This is a genomic window from Halobacillus amylolyticus (assembly GCF_022921115.1).
GTDB lineage: Bacteria > Bacillota > Bacilli > Bacillales > Halobacillaceae > Halobacillus_A > Halobacillus_A amylolyticus.
This window is the reverse complement of the sequence record NZ_CP095075.1, coordinates 3,471,501-3,485,771: the sequence shown is the minus strand read 5'-3', so window position 1 is coordinate 3,485,771 and position 14,271 is coordinate 3,471,501. Positions and strand designations below refer to the sequence as shown.

The following is a 14,271-nucleotide window of genomic DNA, read 5'->3' as shown; positions in this document are numbered from 1 at the left end:
TACTCTGTTATTTCAATGCTTCTACCGCCTTTTTACTTTCTTCAAATGCTGCCAGTGCTGCCTTGCTTTTACTCAGCCCGCTCGCTTCCAGATGTTTAATTCTTTTCTTCATTTCTAAATCATCTTTAGGAATGACCTTAACAAACTTTGGCAGCAAGGATTTCCAATGATCTAACACTTTTTTCCCACGGGCGCTGTTCGTGTAGTGGACATGTTTTTCGATCAGCCGGTAGACTTCTTCCTTTTCTTCTTTATCTGTCAGCGATTGCAAGTAAACCTGTTCTGTATTGCAATTCGTTCGGAAAGGTCGATCCCCATCGTCAAGCACATAAGCAATTCCGCCTGACATGCCGGCAGCGAAGTTTTTTCCGGTTGAGCCTAACACAATCGTCCGTCCCCCGGTCATATACTCACAGCCGTGGTCACCGATGCCTTCCACGACGACATGGGCCCCACTGTTTCTTACACAAAAACGTTCTCCGGCCACTCCATTGATGTAAGCTTCACCTGCTGTAGCACCGTAAAAGGATACGTTCCCAATAATGATGTTTTCTTCTGCCTTGAACGTGCATTTTTTTGATGGACGGGCAATGATTTTTCCACCTGACAGTCCTTTTCCTACATAGTCATTGGCATCGCCGATCAACTTCAGCGTTAACCCTGCAGGGATAAAGGCGCCGAAGCTTTGACCTGCCGAACCTTTGAACGTCAAGCATATCGTATCTTCTGGCAAGCCATGCATGCCGTAGCGCTTCGTGATTTCCTGGCCAAGCATCGTTCCGGCAACACGGTTGATGTTTCTGATTGAAAACGTTCCTTCAACTGCTTCCTGATTTTCAATCGCCGGCTGGCACAACGGGATGAGCTCTTGCCTATCGAGAGATTTATCCAAGCCATGAACTTGTTCGGTAGTGGCATAACGGCTAACACCTTCCGGGACATCGGGCTGGTAAAGAAGCGGTGTTAGGTCAAGACCCCTGGCTTTCCAATGGTCAATCGCTTTGTTGGCTTCTAGGACATCAGTTCTTCCTACCATTTCATTCAACGTTCTAAACCCTAGCTCAGCCATTAGTTCACGCGCTTCAGTGGCAATAAAACGCATAAAGTTGACAACATGATCAGCTTCACCTATGAATTTTTTCCGCAACTTTTCATTTTGTGTGGCCACACCGACCGGGCAAGTATCAAGGTGGCATACTCGCATCAAAATACAGCCCAGAACAACGAGCGGCGCGGTTGAAAAACCGTATTCCTCGGCGCCAAGTAATGTCGCGATGACGACGTCGCGGCCTGTCATCATTTTGCCGTCTGTTTCCACAACAATCCGGTCTCGCAGGCGATTCATAAGTAAGGTTTGGTGGGTTTCAGCCAGGCCGATTTCCCATGGAAGTCCTGTATGCTTAAGACTGGTGCGAGGGGCTGCTCCGGTCCCGCCGTCATAACCGCTGATTAAGACAAGGTCTGCTCTTCCTTTTGCCACACCTGCTGCAATGGTGCCCACCCCAACTTTAGAAACGAGCTTGACGCTGATTCGTGCCATCGGATTTGCGTTTTTTAAGTTATGGATCAATTCTGCTAAATCTTCAATCGAGTAAATATCATGATGTGGCGGCGGTGAAATTAATCCAACCCCTGGTGTTGATCCCCTCACTTCAGCGATCCATGGGTACACTTTTTTTCCAGGGAGGTGCCCGCCTTCCCCTGGTTTCGCTCCCTGCGCCATTTTTATTTGGATTTCATCTGCATTAACAAGATAATGACTATTAACGCCAAACCTGCCTGAAGCGACCTGTTTAATAGAACTTCGGCGCCAATCGCCATTGTCATCCCGGGTAAAACGTCCAGGGTCTTCTCCGCCTTCACCCGAATTGCTTTTACCACCAATCTTATTCATGGCAATGGCAAGCGTTTCATGGGCTTCCCGGCTGATTGAACCGTACGACATCGCCCCGGTTTTAAACCGCCTGCAAATGTCTTCAATGGATTCAACCTCTTCTATGGGGATCCCGTTTCCTCTTTTCTTAAAAGAAAGCAGGCCGCGAATCGATTGTAAATTGCGGTTAGCGTCTGTGAGCATCGTAGAATATTCTTTAAACATTTGATAATTATTCTTACTGCAGGCTTGTTGGAGCTTGTGGATCGTTGCCGGATTATATTGATGATCCTCCGCGTTTTTACGCCACTGAAAGTCGTCACCGGATGCTAACGTTTTTTCGCCGCCCCTTTTATGTTCAAACGCTCGTTTATGCCTGATTAAAACTTCCTCTGCTATTGTCTCAAGACCAATACCGCCTAAACGCGATGCTGTGCGAGTAAAGTATTTTTCTATGACACCTGCGTCAATCCCGATTGCCTCAAAAATTTGAGCGCCACGGTAACTTTGAATCGTTGAGATTCCCATTTTTGATAAAACCTTTACGACACCATCGGTCGCAGCTTTAATGTACGTCTCGATAGCTTCTTCAAGGGATACATCACGGAGGTCTCCGATCCGAATGAGCTCGCCCAGCGCTTCAAACGCTAGATATGGATTAATCGCTTCTGCCCCAAACCCGAGCAAAGCTGCAAAATGATGGACTTCCCTCGGTTCCCCGGATTCAACCAGCAGACTAACCTTCGTGCGCATGCCCCTTCTAATTAAATGGTGATGCAAACCAGACACCGCAAGCAGAGCAGGAATAGCAGCATGGTGGACATTCATGCCACGATCAGACAAAATCAATAAGGAGGCTCCATCATCCATCGCGGCATCCGCTTGTTGAAAAAGCGTTTCTAATGCCTGTTCCAACTGACCACTTTTGTCAGTGGCCTCAAACAGGATGGATAACGTCTTGGCTTGAAAATTTTCCACCTGCGAGCTGCGCAGCTTTTCCAACTGCTGATTGGCCAAAATCGGTGTGTCCAAGCGAATTTGCTTACAGCTTTCTGGCTCGGGGCTGACTAGATTTCCTTCCCCGCCAATGGTCGTTGCTACGGCGGTCACAACTTTTTCCCTAATGGCATCAATGGGCGGGTTTGTTACTTGGGCAAAAAGCTGTTTAAAATAATTGTATAAAAGTTGAGGGCGCTTCGATAAAACAGCGAGAGGTGAATCGTACCCCATCGAACCGATCGGATCTTTTCCATCCGTGATCATTGGCTTGATCAATTTGTTTAATTCTTCCGTCGTATAGCCAAATGCCAGTTGTTGTTCAACGAGCTGTTCAGAATTGAATGGGGATCTTTCAGGCTGTCCCTCTTTAGGCTCGGGCATATCATCCAAATGAATCAAGTGTTTGGATAACCACTTTTGATAAGGGTGGTCGGCCGCAATCTGGTGTTTAATTTTTTCATCGGGAATAATCTTCCCCTTTTCCAAGTCAACCAGCAGCATCTTTCCTGGTTCCAGCCTTTCCTTCACCTCGATATCCTCGGGATCAATATCTAGCGCACCAACTTCCGATCCTAAAACGATCTTCCCATCTTTTGTGACATAATAGCGCGCCGGCCTTAACCCATTTCGGTCGAGACAAGCACCGATTTGCTGGCCATCTGTAAAGACAACCGCTGCCGGCCCGTCCCACGGTTCCATTAAACAACTATGATAATCATAAAAAGCTCGTTTTTCCTTTTTCATATTTTCATCGTTCACCCACGGTTCTGGGATCATCATCATCGCTGTGTGAGCAAGTGACCGGCCTGACAAGTGAAGGAATTCAAAACAGTTATCAAACATGGAGGAATCGCTGCCATCTGTATCGATAACAGGCAGCACTTTTTTAAGCTCCTCCCCTTTGAAAAATTCAGATTCACACAAAGCCTCCCGTGCCCTCATCCAATTGACATTGCCTCTCGCCGTATTAAATTCACCGTTGTGTATCGTAAAACGGTTCGGGTGGGAACGCTGCCAGCTCGGAAAGGTATTCGTACTAAAACGAGAATGGACCACCGCTAAAGCAGATTTAAAATCACGATGATTTAGATCTCGATAAAAAGAATCGAGCTGCTCAGGGATAAGCATCCCCTTATAGACAATCGTCCTAGTTGATAAGCTGCACATATAAAAGTCCTCAGCTCCCTCAATCTCTGAGACACCCATTTCTTTTTCCAGCCGTTTTCGCAGAATATATAATCTTCTTTCAAACGTCATTTGATCCTTTATTTGATCAGATCGTCCAATAAACACCTGACGAATAAAAGGTTTTGTCTTCTTCGCAAGGTCGCCGACAAAGGAATCGTTAACAGGAACGGTACGCCAGCCAAGAAACGGAAAGCCTTCACTCTCAATCACACGTTCCACTAGGTTTTCCACCTTTTTCCTCCCCTCCGTACCCTGTGGGAGAAAGACCATGCCAACACCGTATTTTCCCGCGGCAGGCAGAACAATATTTTCCTTATCACACTGCCTTTCGAAAAAAGTATGCGGGATTTGCGTTAGAAGACCGGCCCCATCCCCCGTGCTTATGTCGGCCGATTGTCCCCCTCGATGCTCGAGGTTACAAAGGATCGTAATCGCATCTTGAACAATATCATGTGATTTATTTCCATTAATATTGGCAATCATCCCAATTCCGCATGCTTCATGTTCATTCTCAGGATGGTACAAACCTTGAGGTGCAGGATATCCGTGATTTTTCATAACAGCATCCCTTCTTTTATTAGTTGTGACCGCGGTGGGATATGTATCTTCCTCCCTAAGCAGCTTAGAAAAGGAAAGCTACATCCCTTATTTGCCAAAATGACCACGTATCTGAAAACAACTCATAATTTTTCCATTTTCCTTATTGTCTTCTTTTTCCCCTCGATCATACAAAAAACATGATGAAATCCATCTTCCTCGAAGTTTAGTGTTATGGACGTTTTCCTTCCACAACCCTGAACTTCTGGAACTTTTCACTTGCCAATTCCAAATATTCTCCGCCTTAGCTTTATCACACAGAAACAAAGAAAAAGGATTGTAACAAATTAAAATTAGTGGTAATATACTATTCAACTAAATAGTATGACACATTTTCACAGTTTCAAAGATATTAGTATGACATAATTCTTTAACCAAACAAATTCTTAAGAAAGGATGGCTACAGGAATCAAGCAAACACTAAACCCTAAAGGATAGGAAGATCGGATGTGAATAAAAAGGAAATTGTCTATGTAGTTTCGGATTCAGTTGGCGAGACAGCTGAGTTGATGGTAAAAGCAGTGACAAGTCAATTTAATGGAGCAGATGTTGAAATCCAGCACATTTCCTATGTAGAAGATATCCAGGATCTTAATAATGTCATTGCTGTCGCAAAGTATAGCCATTCCATCATTGCCTACACGATCGTCATTCCAGATTTAAAGCAATACCTTGATCAGAGAGCACGAGAAGAAGGAATTATTGCAGTGGATTTAATGAATCCACTTATGGAAGCATTTATTGAAAAATTTCATAAGGTCCCCGAACGTCAACCAGGATTAATGAGGAAACTGGACGATAACTACTTCCGAAGAGTGGAAGCCATTGAGTTCGCGGTCAAATATGATGATGGCCAGGAAATACGCGGGATTAAACACGCCGACATTGTGCTAGTGGGCGTTTCCAGAACATCAAAGACTCCACTCTCCATGTATCTGGCCCATAAAAAGTTTAAGGTGGCAAATATCCCTTTGGTACCGGAAATAAATCCCCCGGAGGAACTTTTTGATATTCCAAAAAGTAAATGTATCGGTTTAGTGATCACACCAGATAAATTAAATGAAATTCGCGAGGAACGATTGAAAAGTTTAGGGTTAAACACCCATGCGAATTATGCAAACTTAGAACGAATCCTAGAGGAACTAGATTATTCCGAGACGATTATGAAACGAATCGGTTGTCCAATTATTAATGTCTCAAATAAGGCCGTAGAAGAGACGGCTGATCTAATATTAGCCATGTTAAAAAAGAGGGGAGTTATAAACTATGAATAAATTTGTTTATACATTTGATCAAGGGAGCAGTGAAAAAAAGGAACTTTTAGGAGGTAAGGGCGCCAACCTGGCGGAAATGACCCGTATTGGTTTACCCGTTCCTTATGGTTTTACCATTTCAACAGAGGCCTGTAACTCATACTATGATGCGGGCGAATCCATTCCTGCCGAGATCGAACTCCAAGTAGTAGAAGCCCTTCAAATCCTTGAAGAAAAAACAGGGAAAAAACTTGGAGATCCCGCAGATCCCCTGCTTGTTTCCGTTCGTTCCGGTGCCGTTCATTCGATGCCGGGAATGATGGATACCGTTTTAAACCTTGGAATGAATGATAAAACAGTGGAAGGATTGGCAAACCTTACTGGAAATCCACGTTTTGCCTATGATTCTTACCGTCGATTCATTCAAATGTTTAGTGACGTTGTTCTTGATGTCGATAACTTTTACTTTGAGCAATTTTTAGAAGAAGTGAGAGAAGAAAAAGGATATGATTCAGATCCTGAAATGTCTGCAGCAGATTGGCAACAAGTGATTAAAGGGTACAAAGATATCGTCAAAAGACATGCGAAAAGGAATTTTCCTGAGGATCCAAAAGAACAATTATTCCTTTCCATTCGAGCTGTTTTTGATTCTTGGAATAACCAGCGGGCTATTGTGTACCGTCGCCTTCAGAAGATTCCCGGTCACCTTGGCACAGCCGTGAACATTCAAAGCATGGTCTTTGGAAATATGGGGAACGATTCTGGTACGGGAGTTGCCTTTACACGGAACCCATCTACAGGTGAATCGAAGCTTTATGGGGAATATTTAATAAATGCACAAGGCGAAGATGTGGTTGCAGGCATTCGTACCCCACAGCCGATTGCTACCCTCCAGCATGAAATGCCGGAAGTCTACCAACAGTTTGTTGAAACTAGCAATCTACTAGAAGAGCATTATCAAGACATGCAGGACATTGAATTCACAGTAGAGCGTGGGGAACTATTTATTCTTCAAACTCGAACGGGTAAAAGAACAGCTCAAGCAGCGATTACCATCGCCGTTGACTTAGCAGAAGAAAACATTATTAGTAAAAAAGAGGCCCTTCTGCGTGTCGACCCTGATCAACTTAACCAGCTGCTTCATCATCGAATTGATGATTCATATCAGCGGAAACAATTAGCCAAAGGGCTGCCTGCCTCCCCTGGAGCAGCAACAGGCCAGGTCGTTTTTTATGCAGATGATGCCGAACGTTTAGCGAACGATGGCAAAAAGGTGATTCTTGTTCGACCGGAAACCACCCCTGACGATATCCATGGAATTGTGGCCTCTCAAGCAACAATCACTAGCCGTGGAGGAATGACAAGTCATGCAGCTGTAGTAGCAAGAGGCATGGGAAAGGCTTGTATTTGCGGCTGTGAAGCCTTATCTATTGATATAAAAGGAAAGCAGTTTACAGTAGGAGACGTCATCGTCAACCAGGGCGATCGAATTACCATTGATGGTTCAACGGGTGACATCATGTTAGGTGAAGTCCCAATGATCGAGCCACAGCTTTCGGAGGAGTTTCAACTGTTACTTACCTGGGCAGATGAGGAGAGAAAACTTGGCGTAAGGGCCAATGCTGACAACTCAAAGGATGCCGCAAAAGCCATTGAATTTGGTGCCGGTGGAATCGGATTGTGCCGGACAGAACATATGTTTATGGATGCAGACCGAATCCCACTTGTTCAGGAAATGATCCTTGCTGAGACATACGAGGAACGAGAGCACGCTCTTATGAAACTACTGCCCATGCAGCAAGAAGATTTTGAAGGAATCTTTGAAACGATGCAAGGATACCCGATAACGATTCGTTTACTAGATCCTCCTCTTCATGAGTTTCTGCCTGATAAGGAAGAACTGATCGTTGAAGTGACAAAGCTACAAATCTTAGATCCAAAGTCTAAGGAATTAAAGGTTAAGGAAGACCTTTTAAGAAAAGTCCGTCTGTTAGATGAATCCAATCCAATGCTAGGACACCGTGGCTGCCGTCTGGGAATGATTTATCCTGAAATCTACCTCATGCAGGCGAAAGCCATCTTCTACGCCATTTCCAAAGTGATGGAAAAAGGAATCGATGTTAAGCCGGAAATTATGATTCCTTTAGTTGGCCATGTCAATGAGTTGAAAGAAATGCGTCAATTGGTCGTCAACGTGGGAGAACAAATTATGGAAGAAACCGGACAGGAATCCGATTATCTCGTTGGTACGATGGTTGAAGTTCCACGAGCAGCTCTCACTGCGGACCAAATTGCTCAAGAGGCGGACTTTTTCTCCTTTGGAACAAATGATTTAACTCAAACAACTTTTGGGTATAGTCGTGATGATGCAGAGGGCAAGTTCCTGCAAACCTATATTGATAAAAAAGTTCTCCCAGATAATCCATTCGCTTCTCTTGACAAGGAAGGTGTCGGCAAGCTTGTAGAAACCGGCGTTAAACTTGGCAGAGCAACAAAGCCAGGGTTAAAAACAGGGATTTGCGGGGAACATGGAGGAGAAAAACATTCGATACAATTCTGCCATGATGTAGGGTTGGATTATGTTAGCTGCTCCCCATACCGTGTACCACTTGCACGTCTTGCAGCGGCTCAAGCCACTATCAAACATGAACAGAAACAGGGTGTGAAAGAGCTTATATAGATTAATATGAAGAGGCTGTTCCAAAAGGGTAGGAGGCAGCCTCTTCATTTTTTGAAATAAAAAAAGACGGTGTCCCTCAAGTATTATTTATACTTTTGGAACACCCCTTCCCTTTAAGTTATCTTATTTTACTGCTTCTCTAAGGCTTTTTCCTGGCTTGAATGCAGGTACTTTACTTGCTGCTATTTCTATTTCCTCACCTGTTTGCGGATTACGACCTTTACGTGCTGCTCTTTCTCTTACTTCAAAGTTACCGAAACCAATTAATTGAACACTATCTTCGTTTGCAAGTGCTTCTGTAATAGATTCCAAAGTTGAATCAACGGCTTTGCTTGCATCCCCCTTTGATAACCCAGAAACCTCAGCAACTTTATTAACTAATTCTGTTTTATTCAATAGTATCTCTCCTTTTTTTATAACAACATACTTTAATTCATAATCTACTTAAATCACCTTAACACAGATCGATAAAAAGCATCCACAATTCTTAAGGCTTGGACAAACTTTTCGTTTAGAAACCAGTATTCTTCTTCATGTGTAAGGGTTTGAAGCTCATGTTTACTCAATTGTACTCCCATATCAGCCAATTTATAATCTATCGGTATCACCAAACCTTCTCCTTTTATGAAAGGTACAGTTCATAGTTTCATTATTGTCAAAATATTAATGAAATATACGACGGTTTATCTGATTACCGAAGCCATTTATCTCCAAATAAAACTGTGAAAGGCGTATTAGTTCGTTCTATGTTCAAATTCTTTATAAAGATCGTACCAGCAACATATCCAGCTAATTTCGAACTAGATAAAGATTTCAGAAATTATTATACTATATAGCTGATTACAAGGAGGTGAAATTATTCCGAATCCTTCGTTTTTATAATTTTTTGTTTATCTATTGTCCCCGGGGGTTGTTCTAACCATCCATTTTTAACCATGAGGTCGCCTCCATCTTTAGCATATCGAGCAATTTCTAGTGATAACCTTTCGTAATTTATCATTAGGTCATTTCTTTGACTTGCAGCTGCTGCGGTTGCGTAATTTCCCATCCCTGCGCTGCTTAACAAACTCATGTGAAATAAATTTAGTTTATCTGAAAACGGCGGGGTAGTTGAATTTGTAATACTAACATCAGATGAAGCGGGCGGCTGTATATCGTTATTAATAAGGGTTTTGGTGAAAATTTGAACATGTTTTTTTGAAATGTCAGATCCTCTTAACATCCATTTTTGAACTTGTTTATTCGGTGATGTTTGAGCAAAACTAAGTGCTAGTTTAGTTCCTATAACGTTGGTTTGAGTGTTCATGAACAAATGTGATATTTCAACCGTGTTTAATGGTCGTTCCTTACCAAGAGAGGAAAAACCATTGAAATATTTTCTTGAGTCTACAAAGTCTGTTCTTGTTGGATACGCAATATAAGGTGCTCTAATAAATAATCCTTTTGAAAGGAGTACTTCTGAACTGTTGTCATATAAATCTGACGTTTCTTGCAGTCCTTCCATGAAATAGGATCTTATATCTTTTCGAGCACTCATGGAGATAAAGCTACTATAGGCAAGTAATCCAACCTTAGCCATATGATTGATATAACTTAGCATGAACATGTCTGTATAAAGTTTAGGGGCATTTAAATTTAAATCATGTTCTTTTGTAAAACCTGTTGGTGTTGGGATCCCCTCATTCTGGAATATGGCTGTTAGTTTTTCTATATGTGTAGCTGAAAGGTCGTAAGTAAACTGGGCGACAGACCGAATTTCCTCATCCTCTACATGTTTTAAAAAATAACTTAAGACACATTTGGACAAACTATCATTCATATAACCAGACCAAATAGAAGCTAATTCAGAAGAAGTTAGCTTGGTACGACTTTCAGCCATAATGAAATACCTCCCATGAATAAATTTTTTAGTTGTGGATTTTATTCTTTGCAGAAAAAGGTATATTATTATGACTAAATCCAATTTCTTCCTTATCTTTCTTTTGGAATATCATCATTTTATACTTATTTACGTTTACATTGAGTTAAGTCCAAATGAGGCTGAATCCTAATTAAGCCCTATATGAACACTTGAAACTAAGGTTTTTAACATCGTTATCTTAACATCTCCGTAAATACACAAGACTTTCTTTTGCACTGCCTATTCCGAAGGGCAGCGCTATGATGAAAGCCCGGACAGTATGAGAGGATACGCTAGATCGGCTTCGCAAGGGGGCTAGGCTCACTTCCCATGAAGGGAGATGAAGCCTTAATGTACTCGTTAAAATTTGCAACACTGATTATTCTAATATCGCATAAAAAATAACCCCCTTGTGCCTTTATCCTGGCAATAGGGGGGTTATTTTTTTGTAGAGCCTAGCCTTCTTGCTGGGTTGCTCTATTGTTAGCCATCAGTCGACAACACCGATGGCTTTATTAGTTTATCAATGTTACGGTTTCTATGTTCATATACCACGAAAACAAGGCCTGCACACTTTTTCCTAATCAAGATGCAGCACTAAATTCTTAGAAAAAAGAGATTATTTATATTCGAAAGTACTGTTTGTCAATCCCTTCCAAAAGAAACCTACAATCTGTCTTGCCGATTCTTTTGCCGAGGAGAAAATCATGTGGCCCTCCGTGTTCTTATAATTGCCTGTATTCAATAAAGAAATGTAAGCATGAACAGCAAAGGTCGGATTAATAGGCAAAATCTCCTCTTGGTCTATAGCTTCACTAAAAAACTCTTCCATTGCATGATACATCGATTCTTCCGCATTTTGAATGGCTTCCAATTGATAATTGGAAAGCATATTTTTTGCACTATAGATAAAGCGCTCAGTATCCAAATCGATGGACACGGACAAATAGGCCTCAGCCACGTTTAAAAGTCTTGTATAAAAAGGCTCTTCCTCGCGTAGTAATTTAACTATCTGAGCTCGGACCCGATACATGAGCTGAATCATAGTCTCGGTATAAAGTTCTGACTTGGTTTTGTAATAATAATAAACAGATGCTTTTGTCACATCAGATGCCTTGGCCACATCATCCATAGAGACATCCTGATAACTGTTTTCTAGAAAGAGTTGAGATGCCTTAATTAAAATTCGTTCGCCTGTAGGTTGTTTATGTTTGTGGTTTGGTGGTCTTCCCGGAGAACGGTTTGTATTTCTCTCCATAACTTTACTCCTCACACAATAAGGGTCAAAACTAGTATAACATAGAGGTTTTGTTCAACTGAAATACGATACCTTTGATAATTAACTGTCCAGTATATATAATTATAATTACTACATCTGCAATCATAATAGTCAGCCCTATTTGAAGAACATAATCGATATCCAAAAAGGGAGGGAGATTCTTTTGAAGAAGTTATTAAATAATTGGGGGCGTATTGTTGCGAGTTCGAAAACAAGATGGTTAACTGTGTTCGTTTGGCTTTTGTTAGTTATAGTCCTATCTTTTGTTTGGCCACAGGTCAATCAAGAAGAAACGAAATCGAATCAATTGTTGCCGGAAGATGCCATGTCAGTGCAAGCTTCTAAGATTTCATCCGAACAATTTTCTAATAACTCGGGCGTGCCGCTTCTGGTCGTCTGGCACCGAAATGGCGGACTGACAGATAAGGATTACCAGCTCATCCAACAACTTTACGGAGGTCTTGAGGAAGATCCAGTGAGTAGTCAGAAGTTCATTCCTCCATTTGCAAAAGCACCACCGCAAACCTTAATTGAAGCAAGCTCTCAAGATGGCGCTGCCTTGACCACCCCGGTCTTTTTCCAAGAGAGTGCCTCGACAGAATCATTGCAGAAAGCACTGGACCAATTAAAGGAGAGAATCATAGCCGGGACAGACAAGTCGAGCTTTAATGAGGCCATTTCTGACGATGGCTTGCACGTACGGTTTACAGGTCCGGTCGGTATCCAGACGGATGCGACCGAATTATTTAGTAACGCAGACGTAACCTTATTAATCGCGACGGTCGTCCTAGTATTAGTGTTGTTAATTATTTTGTACCGATCCCCTATCCTTGCGCTTGTCCCGCTGGTGTCTGTAGGAATAGCCTATGGATTAATCAGCCCATTACTTGGTTTTATGGCTGATCAAGGATGGATCGTTGTCGATGCCCAGGCGATTTCGATTATGACCGTATTATTATTTGGTGCCGGGACTGACTACTGCTTATTTTTGATTTCCCGCTATCGTGATGAACTGCGGATGGAACCAGATAAGTATGCAGCCTTACAAAAAGCACTCACTGGTACGGGCGGCGCAATTATGATTAGTGCACTGACCACGGTCACAGGGCTTTTAACCCTAGGGCTAGCGCATTATGCTTCCTACGACCGATTTGCTGTGCCGTTCAGTCTGTCTATTTTAATTATCGGAATCACCGCGTTAACATTGCTGCCAGCCGTATTGGCCATACTGGGGCGAATGGCATTTGTCCCTTTCATCCCTCGTACAGAAGAGATGATTCAAAAACGCGAACAAGCAAAAGGAAAGCCTATTCGCAGACCCAAATCCTCAGGACGCATCAATCAGGCGATTGGACGATGGGCTACAGACAAACCCTGGATCATTATCGTTTCCTGTACGATTTTATTAGGTGGCCTTGCACTATTCGTGCCCAAAATAGATTATACGTATGGTTTACTAGACTCTTTCCCAGAAGATATGCCGTCACGTGAAGGTTTCTCGATTATTGCCGATCATTATCCACCAGGAGAAATTGCTCCACTTGAAGTGATTGTCAATACCGAAGGAGAAGAAGTAAATGTTAAAAACATACTGTCTTCTATCGCTAACGTAGAAGAAGTCAGTGACCCTGTAGAAGGCTCTAATAATCCATTCCTTTTGAAACATGAAGTAACCTTGTCTATTGATCCATATTCCGAAGAATCCGTTCAGACCATTCCAGCTATTAAAAATAAAATGGCGAATGTGCTTGAAAGCAATGGTATCGAAAATCCAGCTGAAAACGTGTGGATTGGTGGAGAAACGGCAACACTTTACGATACAAAACAAGTGACAAAACGTGATCAATCTATCATCATCCCGGCTGTACTGATCATCATCGCTGTCTTGTTACTCATTTACCTGCGTTCCATCGTTGCTATGATCTATCTGTTAGGAACTGTTGTATTATCCTACCTCGCAGCACTGGGACTCGGATGGTTAATCCTCAATTTTGTTTTTGGTGCCGATGCGATGCAAGGATTAATTCCTGTCTACGCCTTCGTCTTTCTCGTGGCATTAGGCGAGGATTATAATATTTTTATGGTTTCAAGCATTTGGAAAAAGAGAAAACACCTGCCGCTTAAACAAGCCATTCGCGAAGGTGTAAGTGAAACAAGTAGTGTCATAGGTTCAGCCGGTTTAATTCTTGCAGGGACATTTTCCGTTCTGGCCGTCCTGCCGCTGCAAGTATTGGTTCAATTTGGAACAGTTACTGCAGTCGGCATCTTACTCGATACGTTTATCGTCAGACCGCTTCTTGTCCCATCGATCACAACTGTCTTAGGGAGATTTTCATTTTGGCCAGAGAAACTTTGGAAGCTTAGAGAAGATAATAATAAGGCTAAAATTACTGCCCATGAAAAAGAATAGCTGGTCCCATAACCTGAGGTAGTTAAGGAGTTAGAATCAGTTTTGAAAACTAAAAAGTCAAAAAGTAAAACTTTATTTCTGAAATTACATCC

The 14,271-nt window shown here is 42.3% G+C and carries 8 protein-coding genes; 3 read left to right on the top strand and 5 right to left on the bottom strand.

Annotation, left to right across the window (positions count from 1 at the left end; all coding sequences use genetic code 11):
- Positions 1-7: 7 nt before the first annotated feature.
- A complete protein-coding gene (gene gltB / locus MUO15_RS17690) occupies positions 8-4,618 on the bottom strand; it encodes a glutamate synthase large subunit (protein WP_245031356.1) in 4,611 nt (1,536 codons plus the stop codon).
- 488 nt (positions 4,619-5,106) lie between these two features.
- On the opposite strand from gltB, the gene MUO15_RS17685 reads away from it, so the two are divergent.
- Entirely contained in the window at positions 5,107-5,931 is an 825-nt protein-coding gene (locus MUO15_RS17685; protein ID WP_245031355.1) for a pyruvate, water dikinase regulatory protein, read from the top strand.
- Complete coding sequence (gene ppdK / locus MUO15_RS17680; protein WP_245031354.1) at positions 5,924-8,590, top strand: pyruvate, phosphate dikinase; 2,667 nt, start codon at positions 5,924-5,926, stop codon at positions 8,588-8,590. Before MUO15_RS17685 ends, ppdK begins: the two co-directional genes overlap by 8 nt.
- 123 nt (positions 8,591-8,713) lie before the next feature.
- Here the strand turns inward: ppdK and MUO15_RS17675 are convergent, their stop codons facing one another.
- From MUO15_RS17675 to MUO15_RS17660, 4 genes are all read right to left on the bottom strand, one after another.
- Positions 8,714-8,986: an HU family DNA-binding protein gene (locus tag MUO15_RS17675; protein ID WP_245031353.1), complete on the bottom strand. Its 273-nt coding sequence runs from the start codon at positions 8,984-8,986 to the stop codon at positions 8,714-8,716.
- Positions 8,987-9,039: 53 nt separating this feature from the next.
- Positions 9,040-9,198: a hypothetical protein gene (locus tag MUO15_RS17670; protein ID WP_245031352.1), complete on the bottom strand. Its 159-nt coding sequence runs from the start codon at positions 9,196-9,198 to the stop codon at positions 9,040-9,042.
- A 248-nt stretch (positions 9,199-9,446) separates the two neighbouring features.
- The gene (locus MUO15_RS17665) at positions 9,447-10,469 is read right to left on the bottom strand and encodes a DUF3231 family protein (protein WP_245031351.1); all 1,023 of its coding nucleotides are present in this window, start codon (positions 10,467-10,469) and stop codon (positions 9,447-9,449) included.
- A gap of 640 nt (positions 10,470-11,109) precedes the next feature.
- Complete coding sequence (locus MUO15_RS17660; RefSeq protein WP_245031350.1) at positions 11,110-11,748, bottom strand: TetR/AcrR family transcriptional regulator; 639 nt, start codon at positions 11,746-11,748, stop codon at positions 11,110-11,112.
- Between the two features lie 184 nt (positions 11,749-11,932).
- On the opposite strand from MUO15_RS17660, the gene MUO15_RS17655 reads away from it, so the two are divergent.
- Positions 11,933-14,179, top strand: coding sequence for an MMPL family transporter (locus MUO15_RS17655; RefSeq protein ID WP_396266266.1), 2,247 nt, complete (start codon positions 11,933-11,935; stop codon positions 14,177-14,179).
- The last annotated feature ends 92 nt before the right edge of the window (positions 14,180-14,271 follow it).